At 71.7% G+C, this 15,743-nt stretch carries 15 protein-coding genes; 8 read left to right on the top strand and 7 right to left on the bottom strand.

All coding sequences use genetic code 11. The features are described from left to right. The first annotated feature begins 14 nt into the window (after positions 1-14). Both ABD346_RS32160 and ABD346_RS32165 read left to right on the top strand, forming a co-directional pair. The gene (locus tag ABD346_RS32160; RefSeq protein WP_344379682.1) at positions 15-434 is read left to right on the top strand and encodes a GNAT family N-acetyltransferase; all 420 of its coding nucleotides are present in this window, start codon (positions 15-17) and stop codon (positions 432-434) included. Between the two features lie 41 nt (positions 435-475). Then, on the top strand, positions 476-775 hold the full coding sequence (locus ABD346_RS32165; RefSeq protein ID WP_344379684.1) for a YciI family protein: 300 nt from the start codon (positions 476-478) through the stop codon (positions 773-775). On the opposite strand, the gene ABD346_RS32170 is transcribed toward ABD346_RS32165, so the two are convergent. Then, the gene (locus ABD346_RS32170) at positions 772-1,845 is read right to left on the bottom strand and encodes a WD40/YVTN/BNR-like repeat-containing protein (RefSeq protein ID WP_344379686.1); all 1,074 of its coding nucleotides are present in this window, start codon (positions 1,843-1,845) and stop codon (positions 772-774) included. The two genes, ABD346_RS32165 and ABD346_RS32170, sit on opposite strands and share 4 nt — an antisense overlap. A gap of 348 nt (positions 1,846-2,193) precedes the next feature. Here ABD346_RS32170 and ssgD point away from each other — a divergent pair, with 348 nt between their 5' ends. From ssgD to ABD346_RS32185, 3 genes are all read left to right on the top strand, one after another. Continuing rightward, a complete protein-coding gene (ssgD, locus tag ABD346_RS32175; protein ID WP_344379688.1) occupies positions 2,194-2,610 on the top strand; it encodes a spore wall synthesis regulator SsgD in 417 nt (138 codons plus the stop codon). A 359-nt stretch (positions 2,611-2,969) separates the two neighbouring features. Beyond that, positions 2,970-4,610, top strand: coding sequence for an ABC-F family ATP-binding cassette domain-containing protein (locus ABD346_RS32180; protein WP_344379690.1), 1,641 nt, complete (start codon positions 2,970-2,972; stop codon positions 4,608-4,610). Positions 4,611-4,853: 243 nt separating this feature from the next. Next, the gene (locus ABD346_RS32185) at positions 4,854-5,822 is read left to right on the top strand and encodes an acyl-ACP desaturase (protein WP_344379692.1); all 969 of its coding nucleotides are present in this window, start codon (positions 4,854-4,856) and stop codon (positions 5,820-5,822) included. A gap of 72 nt (positions 5,823-5,894) precedes the next feature. Here the strand turns inward: ABD346_RS32185 and ABD346_RS32190 are convergent, their stop codons facing one another. The 4 genes from ABD346_RS32190 to ABD346_RS32205 all read right to left on the bottom strand — a co-directional run bounded on the left by ABD346_RS32190 (position 5,895) and on the right by ABD346_RS32205 (position 9,783). Continuing rightward, on the bottom strand, positions 5,895-7,496 hold the full coding sequence (locus ABD346_RS32190) for a GMC family oxidoreductase (protein WP_344379694.1): 1,602 nt from the start codon (positions 7,494-7,496) through the stop codon (positions 5,895-5,897). 148 nt (positions 7,497-7,644) lie between these two features. Further along, the gene (locus ABD346_RS32195) at positions 7,645-7,896 is read right to left on the bottom strand and encodes a WhiB family transcriptional regulator (protein ID WP_189966919.1); all 252 of its coding nucleotides are present in this window, start codon (positions 7,894-7,896) and stop codon (positions 7,645-7,647) included. A gap of 127 nt (positions 7,897-8,023) precedes the next feature. After that, on the bottom strand, positions 8,024-8,809 hold the full coding sequence (locus ABD346_RS32200) for a VOC family protein (RefSeq protein ID WP_344379697.1): 786 nt from the start codon (positions 8,807-8,809) through the stop codon (positions 8,024-8,026). Positions 8,810-9,027: 218 nt separating this feature from the next. Further along, on the bottom strand, positions 9,028-9,783 hold the full coding sequence (locus tag ABD346_RS32205) for a GntR family transcriptional regulator (RefSeq protein WP_344379699.1): 756 nt from the start codon (positions 9,781-9,783) through the stop codon (positions 9,028-9,030). 241 nt (positions 9,784-10,024) lie between these two features. On the opposite strand from ABD346_RS32205, the gene ABD346_RS32210 reads away from it, so the two are divergent. Together ABD346_RS32210 and ABD346_RS32215 are read left to right on the top strand one after the other, a co-directional pair. Then, positions 10,025-11,362: a PTS transporter subunit EIIC gene (locus tag ABD346_RS32210; RefSeq protein ID WP_344379701.1), complete on the top strand. Its 1,338-nt coding sequence runs from the start codon at positions 10,025-10,027 to the stop codon at positions 11,360-11,362. 71 nt (positions 11,363-11,433) lie between these two features. Next, on the top strand, positions 11,434-12,486 hold the full coding sequence (locus ABD346_RS32215; protein WP_344379703.1) for an SIS domain-containing protein: 1,053 nt from the start codon (positions 11,434-11,436) through the stop codon (positions 12,484-12,486). Position 12,487: 1 nt separating this feature from the next. On the opposite strand, the gene ligD is transcribed toward ABD346_RS32215, so the two are convergent. Continuing rightward, positions 12,488-13,501 carry a non-homologous end-joining DNA ligase gene (gene ligD / locus ABD346_RS32220; RefSeq protein ID WP_344379705.1) on the bottom strand — a complete coding sequence of 338 codons (1,014 nt, stop codon included), beginning with the start codon at positions 13,499-13,501 and terminating at the stop codon, positions 12,488-12,490. A gap of 55 nt (positions 13,502-13,556) precedes the next feature. On the opposite strand from ligD, the gene ABD346_RS32225 reads away from it, so the two are divergent. Continuing rightward, on the top strand, positions 13,557-14,633 hold the full coding sequence (locus tag ABD346_RS32225) for an ATP-dependent DNA ligase (protein ID WP_344379707.1): 1,077 nt from the start codon (positions 13,557-13,559) through the stop codon (positions 14,631-14,633). On the opposite strand, the gene ABD346_RS32230 is transcribed toward ABD346_RS32225, so the two are convergent. Then, the gene (locus ABD346_RS32230) at positions 14,619-15,716 is read right to left on the bottom strand and encodes a lytic transglycosylase domain-containing protein (RefSeq protein ID WP_344379818.1); all 1,098 of its coding nucleotides are present in this window, start codon (positions 15,714-15,716) and stop codon (positions 14,619-14,621) included. The two genes, ABD346_RS32225 and ABD346_RS32230, sit on opposite strands and share 15 nt — an antisense overlap. Positions 15,717-15,743 lie beyond the last annotated feature (27 nt).

The following is a 15,743-nucleotide window of genomic DNA, read 5'->3' on the forward strand; positions in this document are numbered from 1 at the left end:
TTAGCATGTAAGGCATGGATGATGCGACCGACCATTACGAAGTTCGGGAGGGCGTGCCCTCTCCCGAGACCTTTCGCCATCTGCGTACCGTCGCGGGCCTGTCCGACCGATCGGCCGAGGCGGTCGCCCTGGCGCTGCCCAACACCTGGTACGGCGTGATCCTTTACGCGAATGGGGAGCCGGTCGGGATGGGCCGGATCATCGGCGACGGCGGCACCGCGTTCCAGGTCACCGACATCTGCGTCCACCCCGCCCACCAGGGCCGCGGCCTGGGCAAGCGGATCATGGCCGCGCTGACGGCGGAGCTGGAGCGCAGGGCGCCCGCCACCGCGTACGTGTCGCTGATCGCGGACGGCGAAGCACGCCGCCTCTACGGGCAGTTCGGCTTCGCCGAGACCGCGCCCGAGTCGGTGGGCATGGCCCGCGTGTTCTGACCCCGGGGAGCCTCAAGCTGCCCGGGAGTAGCCTGGCGATCATGTTCATCATCGAGTTGACCTACCTCGTCCCGCTCGACCGGGTCGACGAACTGCTCGCCGACCACGTCGCCTGGCTCAACGCGCAGTACGACGCCGGCGTTTTCATCGCCTCCGGGCGCAAGGTGCCGCGCGACGGCGGCGTCGTCCTGGCGGTCGGGGACGATCGCGCGGCGATCGACGAGATCGTCGCGACCGACCCCTTCAACGTGAATGACTTCGCCACCTACCGGATCACCGAGTTCCTGGCGACCAAGGTGGCTCCCGAACTGGCCGCGTTCCAGCAGAAGTTGCCGAGCTAGTCGGCCAGCCGGGCCACTCTGCCCTGCTCCCCCGCCGCCCAGCATCCGCCGTCCGCCGTGCAGTCGACGGTGTCGTACGAGCCGGTGTCCACCGTGCGCCAGGTGCGGCCCCCGTCGCGCGTCAGGTCCGTGCCCGTCGGGCCGACGGCGAGTGCGGACGAGCGGGAGTGGGGCAGCCAGGCGACGCCGGAGCGGTAGGCGGCGACCGGGGTGGCGGCCTGGTGCCAGGCCCGGCCGCCGTTCCCGGTGGCGGCCGCCGCCCGCGGTGACGCCTGGCCGGCCCGGTAGTCGCCGCCGACCGCGAGCCCGTGCGTACGGTCGCGGAAGGCGAGGCCGAAGACCCCGCGGGCCGGGTCGCCGGCCGGGATGGTCGACTCGGCGGCCGTCCAGGTGAGCCCCCGGTCGGCGGAGTGCAGCACACGGCCGGTGGCGCCGCCGCCCGTGGCGAGCCAGACGTCGCGCGGCCCGGAGCTCACCAGGCACTGGCCGCTCGCGGCGAACCCGGCCTCGCCGGGCAGGGCGGCCGGCATGCCCTTGTCGGGCAGGACGTTCCAGGAGCGGCCGCCGTCCGCGGTGGACAGGATGCGGTACTTGCCGTCGACGGGGTCGCTCACCGCCAGGCCGTGCCGCGGGTCCAGGAACGTCAGGCAGTCGTAGAACGCCTTCGGGTCGGTGTTGCGGAACGACTCGCTCCAGGTCGCTCCGCCGTCCTCGGTCCGGTAGACCCGGGACGCCTCGCCCTCGCCGATCGCGAGAACCACCGCGCGCCGCCCGTCGAAGGCCTCCACGTCGCGGAACTCCAGGCCGGCCGCCCCGGCCGGCGACACGTTCCGCCAGCTGCGGCCGCCGTCGGAGGTCCGCAGAACCGTGCCCTTCGTCCCCGCGACCCACGCCGTCGACCGGCTGACCGCGGCGAGCCCGCGAAAGCGCACGTCGGTCCTGGTGTCCTTCAGTTGCCACGCCGGAGTTCCGTGCCCGTGCGCCTGGGCCGGCACGGCCAGGGCGGCCGCCAGCGCCATCCCGCCCAGCCCCACCGACAGCATGCGTCTCGTCTTCCCCTTGGACCTCATGGCGTCGGAAGCTAGCCCAGCCCACCCCACCCGTCCAGGGTGCCTACGTCAGCGGCCCCGAGAAGCCGGGCCCCAAGGCGTACGACGAGAGACGCCGGGCACCGTCCGATGCGGGACAGCGACCTCGTAGAACAGGCTGAAAAGGATGTGCCGTGTGAGGCAGACAGGAAGTTGTGTGGCTGTGGTGAGAACGGGAATCCGTCCTATTGCGAGCAATACGGGTCGTACGCCGGGGCACGGGCAGGCGGCAGTGATGCAGGTCACGTGAACCTCGGGTGCACGGAACGCTGAATTTCGACGTCCTTCAGGGCGGCAGGAGAGAACCCCCGAGGCTGAGGGAGCAGGGCTTTGTCCACCGTCATCGAGCAGCCCGTCCAGGTACGCCTGATCGCGTCCGCACCCCGCATGGAGACCGTTCCCGCGACGCTGCGCTACGACCCCGAGGACCCCTTCGCCGTGCACATGGCGTTCCCCGCGCCGGCCACCCTCGAAGGCACCGAGGTCTCCTGGGAGTTCGCCCGCGAACTGCTCGAAGTGGGCATCGAGGCGCCCGCCGGGGTCGGCGACGTCCGGGTGCGTCCGTACGGCTACGACCGTACGGTCCTCGAATTCCACGCTCGCGAGGGCGTCGCGATGGTCCACATCCGCACCTCCGAGGTGCGCCGCTTCCTCCAGCAGGCGCAGCTCCTGGTGCCGACGGGCCGCGAGCACCAGTACCTCGACATGGACGGGGACCTCGCCGCGCTGCTGCGCGACGCCTGCTGACTCCGCCCTCCCAAGGAGGCAAGCGCCTCCCGCACCGCCTCCGCTCCTGCCCGGTCGCGGCGGTGCAACGCGCCGTTGCGCGCCGCCGGTCCCACATCCCGGATTTAATTCGTTTGCGGGACCGCGCGGCAGCGGCGTACGTTCGTGACTGGCCCTGTTGTCGTCGAACGGAGTAGGACGTTGCTCGTCTGAGGCCCCTGAGACACCGTTTCGCGCACTCCCTTCCGTGTCGCGCGCTGCCGGTGTGACCTCTGCCTCCGAGCCATGTCCTCCACCACGACCAGGGCCTTTTTCCTGCCCTGAGCGGTGTCTCAGAACCCCCGTTGCCCTCATTCCTTCCCTGCAACCGGGAGACCCGTATGTCACCTTTCCCCCCTCAGATCAGCTCGGCCGCGCTGTCCTTCGCGTGGCCGGACGGCACCACCGTCTTCGAGGACTTCCAGCTCGCCGTCGGCCCCGGCCGCACCGGCCTCGTCGGCCTCAACGGGTCCGGGAAATCAACCCTGTTGAAGCTGATCGCCGGTGAGCTCACCCCGACCGACGGCAACGTCAAGATCGCCGGCGAGGTCGGCTACCTGCCGCAGAACCTCGTCCTGGACACCGCCCTGCGGGTGGACCAGGCGCTCGGCATCGACGCCGTCCGCGCCGCGCTGCACGCCATCGAGGGCGGCGACGCGGACGAGCGGCACTTCGAGACGGTGGGCGACGACTGGGACGTCGAGGAGCGGGCCCGCGCCACCCTCGACCAGCTCGGTCTCGGCCGCATCGGACTCGACCGCACCATCGGCGAGGTCTCCGGCGGCGAGTCGGTGCTGCTGCGCCTGGCCGCGCTGCTCCTGCGGCGCCCGGACGTCCTGCTGCTCGACGAGCCGACGAACAACCTGGACCTGCCCGCGCGGCAGCGCCTCTACAGCACCGTCGACGCGTGGAGCGGGGTGCTCCTGGTGGTCAGCCACGACCGTGAGCTGCTCGACCGCGTGGACCGCATCGCCGATCTGCGCGAGGGCCAACTCGCCTGGTACGGCGGCAACTTCACGGCGTACGAGGAGACGCTGCGGGCCGAGCAGGACGCGGCCGAGCGGATGGTGCGGGTCGCCGAGGCGGACGTACAGCGCCAGAAGCGCGAACTGTCCGACGCCCAGGTCAAGTTGGCACGGCGGCAGCGGTACGGGCAGAAGAGCTACGACAACAAGGTCGTGCCGAGGATCGTGGCCAACAACCGCAAGCGCGAGGCGCAGGTGTCGGCGGGCAAGCACCGCATCCTGCAGACCGAGCGCCTCGACCAGGCGCGCGAGCGGCTCGACCAGGCCGTGGAGCTGGTGCGCGACGACGAGGAGATCCGCATCGAGCTGCCGTACACCAAGGTGCATCCGGGCCGCTCCGTACTGACCCTGCGGGAGCTCCGACTCCCGTACGGGGCACGGGTGGAGGGCGAGCTCGATGTGCGCGGACCCGAACGGATCGCGCTGGTCGGGCGGAACGGGTCGGGCAAGACGACGCTGCTCAGGACGCTCGCCGGACAGCTGGCGCCGGTGGCGGGCGAGGCGGTCGCCCATGTGCCGCTGCGGTTTCTGCCGCAGCGTCTGGATGTGCTCGACGACGAGCTGAGCGTGGTGGAGAACGTGGCCCGCTACGCACCCGGTGCGACGGACAACGCCATCCGGGCCCGCCTCGCGCGCTTCCTGTTCAAGGGGGCCCGGGCCGCTCAGCCGGCCGGGACCCTCTCGGGCGGCGAACGGTTCCGGGCCGCGCTCGCGGCACTGCTGCTCGCGGAGCCCGCGCCCCAGCTCCTGATGCTGGACGAGCCCACCAACAATCTGGACATGGCGAGTGTGCGCGCCCTCAAGGCCGCGCTCGACGCCTACGAGGGCGCGCTGATCGTGGCGAGCCACGACGTTCCGTTCCTGGAGTCGATCGGGGTCACCCGCTGGCTCCTCCTGGACGGCGAGCTCGCCGACACCACGGCGGAGGAGGTCAGGGGCGGGCTGCGGGTGCGGTAGGCGCATCACGAGGGGGTGGGGCCGGTCGGATCCGACCGGCCCCACCCCTTGTCTTTTGCTGCCCGGCAAGGTGACATGCCTCTCGTTCTGCCACCACGACCTGCCCATATAACAGAACGTAACCGGACGAAGGGGAAGGCGGGCTTGGCTTGGGCTTACGACCGCCTTAACCTACGGTCTCGTAACCTACGGTCTCGTAGGTACGCCTGCCGTCCCCCTTTTCCGTCCCCCTGGAGCACCCCCGTGACGATCACTTCTCCCCACCTCGGCAGCTCGGACGCGTGGACCGACGCCCGGCTGCTGTTCGCGCTGGAAGAGGTAGTCGAAAAGGAGCTCAACCGGCACCTCAAGGTCGCCAAGGACTGGATGCCGCACGACTACGTGCCGTGGTCGGACGCGCGCAACTTCCCCGGTTTCTTCGAGGACGGCGAGGCCTGGGACCCGCAGCAGTCCAAGGTCACCGACCTCGGCAAGATCGCCCTGGTGGTCAACCTGCTCACCGAGGACAACCTGCCCAGCTACCACCACGAGATCGCCTCGCTGTTCGGCCGCGACGGCGCCTGGGGCACCTGGGTGCACCGCTGGACCGCCGAGGAGGGCCGCCACGGCATCGTGATGCGCGACTACCTGCTCGCCTCCCGGGCGGTGGACCCGGACAAGCTGGAGCAGTTCCGGATGGCCCACATGAGCGAGGGCTTCGAGTCGGACAACCGGCACTCGATGCTGCACTCGGTCGCCTACGTCGCCTTCCAGGAGCTGGCGACCCGGGTCTCGCACCGCAACACCGGCCACCAGTCCGGCGACCCGGTCTGCGACCGGATGCTGGCCCGGATCGCGACCGACGAGAACCTGCACATGGTCTTCTACCGCAACCTGCTCGGCGCGGCCTTCGAGATCGCCCCGGACCTGACGATGCAGTCGGTGCGCGACGTCGTCGTGAACTTCCGGATGCCCGGACACGGCATGCCGGGCTTCGAGCGGGCGGCGGCGCAGATGGCGATCGGTGAGATCTACAACATGCGGATCCACCACGACGACGTGCTCCAGCCGGTCCTGCGCTACCTCAAGGTCCTGGAGATCGACGGGCTCGGCCCCGAGGGCCTCAAGGCCCAGGAGGAGCTCGGCCTGTACATGGGCGGGCTCGACAGCGAGGCGGCCAAGTTCGACGAGAAGCTCGCCGCGCGCAAGGCGCGCATGGCCGCCCGGCTCTGACCACCGGGGTGATGCGGGACGGGTGCCGGACTGCGCCCGCCCCGCATCGCCGTGCTCGGCGCACCGTCGTGCTCAGCGGGCGTCCTGCCGGATCATTTCCGCGGCCTGCTCGGCGATCGCCACCGTGGGCGCGTGGGTGTGGCCGCGGGTGATGCGCGGCATGACCGAGGCGTCCACGACGCGCAGGCCCTCCACTCCCCTCACCCGTAGCCGCGGGTCGGTGACCGAGCCCTCGTCGCTGCCCATCCGGCAGGTGCCGACCGGGTGGTACAGCGTCTCGGCCGCCTCCCGTACGCCCTGCGCGAGCCGCTCGTCGTCGACCGGGCCCGGATAGGGCGCCATCGGTCCCGAAACGTACGGGGCGAGGGCCGGGTGCGCGAAGAGTTCCTCCGCCCTGCGGATCCCGGCCATCAGGCGGGGCAGGTCCTGGTCCGCGGTGAGGTAGCCGGGGTCGATGCGGGGCGCGGTGGACACATCGGTGCCCGCCAGGTCGATCCGGCCCTCGCTGGCGGGCTGCAGCAGGATCACGCCGATGGTGAGCCCGTGTTCGGTGACCGGGGTCAGGCCGTGGTTGACGAACGGACCCGGCGCGTACACCAACTCGACGTCCGGGGCGGCCAGCTGGGGCCCGGTGCGGATGAAGGCCGCGGCCTCTCCGACGTTGGAGGTGAGCGGGCCCCGGCCGCGCAGCAGGAAGCGGGCCACGTTGGCGAGCGAGTCGGCGCCGGTGAGGCTGACGGGCTGCGCACAGCGCACGGTGACCGCGTACGACAGATGGTCCTGGAGGTGGCGGCCGACCTCCGGGGACGCGGCCCGCACGGTGACGCCCGCGGCGCTCAGCCGCGCCGGGTCGCCGATGCCGGACAGCATGAGCAGGTGCGGCGAGCCGATGGCGCCCGCGCTGAGGATCACCTCGCGGCGGGCGGTGAGCGGATCCGGCAGCCCTTCGGCGGTGATGCCGGTGACGCGGGAGCCGTCGAACCGCAGCCCGCTCACCCGGACGTCGGTGAGGACGTCCAGGTTGAGCCGGCGCGCGGCGGGCCGCAGATAGCCGTCGGCGGCACTCCAGCGGCGGCCGTCGCGCTGGTTGACCGGCGTGATCGCACAGCCCGAATGGTCGGGGGCGTTGAGCTCGGGCAGTTCGGGCAGGCCCGTCCCTGCGCAGGCGGCGAGAAACGCGGCGGTCGTCGGATTCGGGTCGCGCTGCGGGGAGATGAAGAGCGGGCCGTCGGTGCCGTACACCGTGCCGTCGGCCGTGGGGCCCGTCCAGCGCTCGGCCCGGCGGAAGTAGCGGACCAGCCGGTCGTAGGACCACTCGGGGCCGGCCGCGATGCCCCACGCGTCGTAGTCGTCGCGGTGGCCCCGCACCCACATCATCGCGTTCATCGACGACGAGCCGCCCAGGGTGTGGCCGCGCGGCCAGTACAGCTCCCGGCCGCCGAGCGCCTCCTGCTTGGCGGTGGTGAAGTCCCAGTCGTAGGCGGTTTTGAAGAGCTTGGGAAAAGCCGCCGGGATACGGATCTCGCTCTTGCGGTCGCGCGGGCCGGATTCGACCAGGGCCACCCGGACGGTGGGGTCCTCGGAGAGCCGCGCCGCGACGACGCACCCCGCGGATCCCGCGCCCACCACGATGTAGTCGTACGTTCCGCCGCGCGCTGTTCCCCGAGTGTTCAACTCGGCCCCCTTTTCCCGCAGTTGTGGATGCGGGGCCAGCATGGACCGCCCGGGCGGCGCGGCGCCAGGGGACATCGAGTGATCCGGCGCGATCGGAACGGACGGGCCCGGGCAGGGCCGGAGGGTCCGGAGCCGCGGACGCTCGCGGTCAGCGCTGCCGGGTGCGCTGCAGGTTCAGCCGCTCCTTCTCGGAGAGGCCGCCCCACACGCCGAACCGCTCGTCGTTGGCCAGGGCGTACTCGAGGCAAGCCTTGCGTTGCTCGCACGCTCCGCAGAGCTGCTTGGCCTCCCGGGTGGAGCTGCCCGGGGCGGGGAAGAAGAACTCGGGCCCCGCCTGGGCGCACAACGCGGTCTCCTGCCAGGTGAGTTCCGGGCCGATGGTGATGGTGTCGTTCAGCATGCTTCCCACGCTGCCGGGCACTGATCAACGTCCGGTCAACGAATGTTGAACGCCGGAGTTGATCGGCGCCCGGACCTCCTCACGTGCCCCGAGCCGATCGGCGCCCGGCACTGCTCACGGCGCCCTCCTACGCCGTCGCCCCCTTGATGATCGCGATGCGCGCCCCGTGCGGGTCGGCGAGCTTGGCGAGGCGGCCCACGCCCTCGATGTCCATGGGGGCCATCCGGACCGTACCGCCCAGCTCCTGCGCCTTGGTGGCGACCGCGTCGACGTCGGCCACTTCGATGTACGGCATCCAGTACGCCCCTGCCTCGGCCTCCAGCGGGTCGCTGTCGAGCGGGACGACGCCGCCGAACATCGAGTCGGGGCCGGCAGCCGCGGGGTTGACCGTCGTGTACGTGCCGCCCGGGAAGGGCACTTCGGAGGTCTCCCAGCCGAACACGGCGTGGTAGAAGCCGGTGGCCGCCTTGACGTCCGGGGTGTACAGCTCGACCCAGGACAGCGTGTTCGCCTCGCCGGCGGCTTCCATGCCGCTCATCTGTTTCGGCTGCCAGGCGGCGAAGCCCACGCCCGCCGGGTCCCGGAAGTACGCGCTGCGGCCGAGCTCCATGACGTCCATCGGCTGGAGAACGACAGTGCCGCCGTCCCGCTCCACGGCCTTGGCCGTTTCGTCGGCGTCCGGCGTGCGGAAGTACACGTTCCAGGCGGGGTCGCCCTGCTCGGCCGTGATGGCCATGCCGCCCGCGACGGTCTTGCCTGCGGCCTGGAACGTGCCGTACCCGCCGACCTCCGGGCCGCCCGGCCGGAAGGTCCAGCCGAAGACGCCGGTGTAGAACGCGACCGCCGCGTCCAGGTCGGGTGTGCCGAGGTCGAACCAGCTGGGAGAGCCCGTGACGTAACGGGTGGTGAGCATGGTGAGCCCCTTCGTGTGTCCCGTTGTCCTGTCATCTTGAGTCTTGCACCGGGCACTGACAATTCGGGACGGAGCCGCTCCGGGGCGCCTTGGAGGAGTGCTGGTGTGCGCGGGCGCGGGCCGGACGTCCGGGACCTTCGGGCCGTTCGGGCCGGCCGGTGACAAACGGCCCCCGCGTTCTCGCGCCCCATGGCGGCGGCCCGGCCCGTTCGCGCCTGTCAGCGTGGCTGGAGTGTGGTGCGCAGGCGGTAGCGGTCGCCGCTGTACTCGACCGTCGACAGGAGCACGGGGCGCTGGTCCCGGGCATAGATCGTCTGGTCCAGGGCGAGCACGGGCGAACCCGGCTCGATCCCGAGGTGCCGGGCGAGTGCCTCGTCCGCGCCGCGCGCCTCGATGGTGGTCTCGGAGCGGTCCAACTCGACGCCGCGGGCGTGCAGTTCCCCGAAGAGCGAGGCGGCGGTGAAGTCCACCTCGTCGAGGCCGGGTGCGAGGGAGGCCACGAGCAGGGTGCGATCCACGGCGATGCGTACGTCGTCGAGCAGCCGGACGCGCTCCAGGCGAAGCAGCGGGGCACCGGCCGGTACGTCGAGGCGGTCGCCGTCGTCGAGGGTGGCGGGGCGCAGCTCCTGGTGCAGCACGAGGGAGCTCGGCCGCATGTGTTTGCGGCGGGCCGTCGTCGTGAAGGACTCCAGGTCGTTGGGCCACTCGCGGGGCGCCACCGGTGCCGCGACGAACCAGCCCCGGCCGTGCGAGGCCGTCACCAGACCCTGGTCGACGAGGTGCGCCAGCGCCTTGCGCAGCGTCACGCGGGAGATGTCGAGCCGTTCGCAGAGTTCGCGCTCCGCGGGCAGCCGGGCGCCCGCGGCCAGACCCCGGCGCTGGATCTCGTCCTGGATGAGCTCGGCGGTCTGCGCCCACAGGGGGGCGGGTCCGCTGATTCGGACGGGGCGGGCGGGGGTGGCGTCGGCGCTCATCGAAAACCTCCAGCGGGATCTTCGGAGCGTACCACCGCATACCACCGGCCTGGCGCAGGCCGCGGGCCAAGAGCCCCGGGCCTTTGGTCACCGTACGAGAATCCGAGCGGACCACTATTGACCACTTGAATACCACTGCATACCTTTGAGGCGCGGCGCCCGGTGGGACCCGGCGGCCGACCGGCCCGACGACCACGCCCTGGATGGCCTCGGGACCGCTGGCACGATGGAGGAAGAACGGATGAGTACGGGTCGAGCGAAGGCCGCCGGCAAGCAGCGCGGCGGCAGTGGCGTCATGGCGGTCCTGCAGCGCATCGGGCGCAGCCTGATGCTCCCGGTCGCGACACTGCCGGCGGCGGCGCTCCTGGTCCGCCTCGGCGGCACGGACCTGCTGGGCCGGGAGAACTTCCCCGAGCTGATCCGCAAGCTCGGCATGGTCCTGTCCGCCGGCGGCCAGACCGTCTTCGACAACCTGCCGCTCCTGTTCGCCATCGGCGTGGCCATCGGCTTCGCCAGGAAGGCCGACGGTTCCACCGCGCTCGCGGCGGCGGTCGGCTACCTCGTCTTCAAGGCGGTCCTCGCCGGCCCCGCTTTCCCGAAGGGGGTGGACGGCGAGCCCCTGGACGCGAAGGTGCTCGGCGGCATCGTCATGGGGCTCGTCGCGGCGCTGCTCTATCAGCGCTTCAGCCGGACCAAACTCCCCGAATGGCTGGGATTCTTCGGCGGCCGCAGGCTGGTGCCGATCCTCAGCGCCTTCTCCGGCGTCGGCATGGGCATCGCGTTCGGCGTGGTCTGGCCGACCGTCGGCGGCTGGTTCTTCCACTTCGGTGAGTGGCTCGTGGGCACCGGCGCCTGGGGCGCGGGCATCTTCGGCGTGGTGATCCGGGCGCTGATCCCGATCGGGATGCACCACTTCTTCCAGTTCTTCCCCTGGTTCGAGGCCGGCACGTTCGTCAACCCCCGCACCGGCGCCGAGGTCCACGGCGACATCGCGCGCTTCCTCGCGGGCGACCCGAGTGCCGGCCAGTTCATGACCGGCGGCTTCCCGATCTACATGTTCGCGCTGCCCGCCGCGGCCATGGCCATCGCGCACACCGCGCGGCCGGAGAACCGCAAGATGGTCAAGGGCATGATGATCTCGGTCGCGCTCACCGCGTTCGTCACGGGTGTCACCGAGCCCATCGAGTTCAGCTTCATGTTCGTGGCCCCGCTCCTGTACGCCGTCCATGCGCTGCTCTTCGGCGTCTCCATGGCGGTCTGCTACGCCCTTGGCATCCGCGACGGCTTCGGCTTCTCCTCCGGCGCGATCGACTATGTCGTCAACTACGGCATCGCCACCAAGCCCTGGCTCCTGATCCCGATAGGCCTGGCGTTCGCGGCGCTCTACTACGTGATCTTCCGGTTCGCAATCGTGCGCTTCAACCTGCCGACACCGGGCCGCGAACCCGTGGAGGGCGAGTCGGGCGAGGGAGGTGCCGCCGACATATCCGCCGACGCACCTGCGGACACTCCCGTGCGCTCCCTTGACGCCATTCCCCCGGGCGCCGCCCTGGAGGACGATCCGGCCTCCAAGGCCTGACGCTCCGCCCGCTCCTCCCCTTCCCCGCTCCCGCCGCCCGCACGCGGCGGGACCAACGAAAGGATCCCTTCATGTCCGGATCGCGTATCACCTTCCTCGACGGCCAAAGTGGTCAGCCGCAGGCGCTTGAGCGCGTGATCGCCCAGGTGCGGCGGCAGCTCGACGGCCCGACGCTCGACAGGCTGCACACGGCCGAGCGTCCGCTCCTGGGCGGGATCGGCGCCTCCTACGCGGCCCTCGCCGTCCCGGTCGAGGTCCTGCGCGGTCACGGTGTGCCGGCCCAGCGGGTGCTCGCCAGCGAGATCGAGGACGGGCTGCGCGGGTTCGACACCGATCTGCTGATCGGGGTCTCGCAGGGCGGCCGCAGCTCGGAGACGATCGCGGCGTTCAAGGCGGCGCGGGGCGTGCCGACGCTCGCCGTCCTCAATGTCACCCCCTCGCCGCTCGGCGAACTCGCCGATCTGACCGTCGGCATGGGCAACGAGCCCGACTCGTACGCCTCGACCGTCGGCTTCACCGCCACGGTCGTCGCCCTCGATCTGATCGCCGGCGCCATCGCGGGCCGCCGGGGCGACCCGTGGGACGGCATCGCCGCGCACGCCGAGAGCGTCCGCGCCCGCGCGGGCCAGGTGGTGGCCGCCCTCCGCTCGCGCGCGGCCCGGTGCGTGGCGGCCGACTGCGTGGCCTCCGGCGCCTCCCGGGTCAGCGCCGAGGAGGCGGCCCTGCTCCTTCGCGAGGTGCCCCGGATGCCGGCCGCGGCCTCGGTCACCCGCAACTACCTGCACGGCGAGATGGAGTCGGCGGGCAACACGCTGCACCTCGTGTTCGGCGACGGCCGCGAGGTCGAACTGGCCCGCTCCCTGTCGGCGGCCGGCCATCTCACCCTCCTGATCACCGCCCAGGACGTCGAGGTGGCCGACAGCCTCGGTGTCGTACGCCTGCCCCAGTGCGCCCCCAGCGCCCGGGTCGTCCTGGAGACGGTCGTGGTGCAGGAGCTGGTGGCGGCGCTCAGCGACGAACGCGGCGTGCCCATCGAGTCGTTCGTGTTCGCCAACGACGACACCAAGGAGGGCGGTGTCGACGCGGCGGACTTCGAACTGGCCTCGCCGGTCGCGGTCGCCTGAGCTACTTGTCCTTGGCGCGGCTCGGCTGCACCCGCTTGGGCTCCCCCGGCATCTTCGGGTAGTCCGGCGGGTAAGGCATGTCGCCCAGCGCGTGGTCGCGTTCGTCGCGCTCGGCGAGTTCGAGGAGCGGCTCCAGGCCGAAGGCGTGGGTGTCCATGTCCGCATGCAGATCGCCGAGTTCGGCATAGCGCGCGGGCATGGTCCTGAGGTCGAAGTCCTTGGGGTGTACATCGTCGAGCTCGTCCCAGCGCAGCGGCGCCGAGACCGGGGCGTGCGGTTTGGGGCGTACCGAGTAGGCGGAGGCGATGGTGCGGTCGCGGGCGGTCTGGTTGTAGTCCACGAAGATCCGCTCGCCGCGTTCCTCCTTCCACCAGGCGGTGGTGACCTTCCCCTCCATGCGGCGCTCCAGCTCACGGCCGATCGCGATGGCGCAGCGCCGCACCTCGGTGAACGTCCAGCGGGGCTCGATCGGGACGAAGACGTGAATGCCCCGGCCGCCGGACGTCTTGGGCCACCCCGTGATCCCCAACTCGCCGAGCAATGCCCGTAGTTCGTGGGCCACGGGCACCGCGTCGTCGAAGTCGGTGCCCGGCTGCGGGTCCAGGTCGATGCGGAGTTCGTCGGGGTGGTCGGTGGCCTCGCGCCGTACCGGCCAGGGGTGGAAGGTCAGACAGCCGAGCTGGGCGGCCCACAGGACGGCGGCGGGTTCGGTGGGGCAGATCTCGTCGGCGTGCCGCCCGCTGGGGAAGGCGATGCGGGCGGTGGGGATCCAGTCGGGGAGGTTCTTCGGGGCCCGCTTCTGGAAGAACGACTCGCCGTCGACGCCGTCGGGGTAGCGCTCCAGGGTGGTGGGCCGGTCGCGCAGGGCGCGCGTGATGCCGTCGGCTACGGCCAGGTAGTAGTTCGCCACGTCCAGCTTGGTGTAGCCGGACTCCGGGAAATAGACCTTGCCCGGATTGGAGAGCCGGACGGTCCGCCCGCCGGCCTCCAGCTCGATCGCCTCGCCCTTGCCCATGCAGGCCACGGTAGGCGGCGGGCACCAATGGCGCATATCGGTGAGAATCGGTTGTATGGATCTTCCGGTGATGCCGCCCATGAAGCCGATGCTCGCCAAGTCCGTGGCGACGATTCCGCCCGGCATGCAGTACGAGGCGAAGTGGGACGGATTCCGGGCGATCGTGCACCGCGACGGCGCCGAGGTCGTCATCGGCAGCCGCAACGGCAAGCCTCTGACCCGCTACTTTCCCGAGCTCGCGACCGCCCTTGAGGAGCGCCTGCCCGAGCGCTGCGTGGTCGACGGCGAGATCGTCATCGCGCACGAGGGCCGGCTCGACTTCGACCGGCTCACCGAACGCATCCACCCCGCCGCGTCCCGGGTGAAACTGCTCGCCGAGCAGACCCCGGCGAGCTTCATCGCCTTCGACCTGCTCGCCCTCGGCGACACCTCGCTCCTCGACACCCCGCTGGCCGAGCGCCGCTCGCTCCTGTCCGAGGCCCTGAAGGGCGTGACACCGCCCGTGCACCTCGCCCCCGCCACCACCGACATCGACGTGGCCAGGCAGTGGTTCGAGCAGTACGAGGGCGCCGGGCTCGACGGAGTGGTCGCCAAGCCGCTCGACCTTCTCTACCGGCCCGACGCCCGCCTCATGTACAAGATCAAGCACGAGCGCACGGCGGATGTGGTGGTGGCCGGATACCGCCACCACAAGAGCGGCCCGGTGGTCGGCTCGCTCCTGCTCGGCCTGTACGACGCCGAGGGCGCTCTCCAGCATGTCGGCGTGTGCGCGGCCTTCCCGATGAAGCGCCGCGCGGAACTCGTCGACGAGCTCGCGCCGCTGCTCATGGCCGACCCGGCGGCCGAAGGCCACCCGTGGGCGGCCTGGGCCGAGGAGGCGGCGCACGAAAGCGCCCGGCTTCCGGGAGCGACCAGCCGCTGGACCGGCAAGAAGGACCTGTCGTGGGTGGCGGTGCGCCCCGAGCGGGTGGTGGAGGTGGCGTACGACCACATGGAGGGCGACCGGTTCCGGCACACCGCGCAGTTCCGCCGCTGGCGCCCGGACCGCTCCCCCGACAGCTGCACCTACGCACAGCTGGAGGAGCCGGTCCGGTACGACCTCGCGGAGGTGCTCTCGTCAGGGGGTGGGTGAGGGACAGGCCGGTGCGGTCGGGGTGCCGGTGGGGTCCGGCGACGGCGACGCGGAGGGTGATCCGGTGGGGCAACCCGGCAGGCCGGGGCTGCCCGACGGCGAAGGCCCGGGACTCGTGCTGTCCGAGGGCGACGGACTCGGCGAATCGGAGGCGGACGGGGAGGGCGAAGGGGACGGCGACTGCCCAGGCGGCGACGCGGACGGGCTTCCGCCGGGATGCGCGGGGACCGAGGCAGTGGGCCCGCTGCTGGGCTGGGGCCCGATGACGATGCCGCCGCCCTGCTTCTTGCCGTGATCGGCGTCGATCTGCTGGGCGCTGCCCGCGCCGGGCGTGGTCGGCAGCACGCCCTTCCCGTCCGGCACGGCGTGGGTGCCCCGGCGGTAGAACTCCAGCCACGACAGGACCGTACGGAGATAGTCGGCCGAGTGGTTGTAGCTCAGCACCGCGCGGTCCAGGTCGGCCGGGATCGCGAGGTCGCGGGAGTCCGCGCACAGGTACACCCCGGCAGCGAGCGCCGCGTCGAAGACGTTGTTGGGATCCTTCCGCCCGTCACCATTGCCGTCCTGGGCCCAGGTCGACCAAGTCGACGGAATGAACTGCATCGGCCCCACCGCACGGTCGTGGCGGGTGTCCCCGTCCAGGGCGCCGTGGTCGGTGTCGGCGATGTCGGCGAAGCCCGCGCCGTTGAGCACCGGTCCGAGGATCGGCGTGAGGGTCGTGCCGTGGGCGTCGACCCGGCCGCCACCCGCGTGCCCCGACTCCACCTTGCCCAGGGCGGCAAGGAGCTGCCAGGGCAGATGGCAGCGGGGTTGGGAGTTCGCCAGCCGCGCCTCCGCCTTCTGATACGCGGCGAGGACGGTGGCCGGGATGCCTTCCTGCGTCCACACCGGGTCGATCACGCCCACGGCGGGTGGCGCGCTCGGAGGCCGTGGCGAGACCAGCGGCGGGAGCTCGGTGTGGTACGAACCGTCGGCCGGAGGCTGTTCGCGTACGGCGACGGAGGGGCCGGCCACGGGATCGTCCGGGCGGGGCGGCGCCGCGTGCAGGAGGCCCGGGGCCTGCGAGGCGGTGAGCGCGGCCATCGCGACGGCCGCGACCGCCGTACCGGC

Origin of the sequence: Streptomyces mauvecolor, assembly GCF_039532965.1 — a bacterium.
GTDB lineage: Bacteria > Actinomycetota > Actinomycetes > Streptomycetales > Streptomycetaceae > Streptomyces > Streptomyces violascens.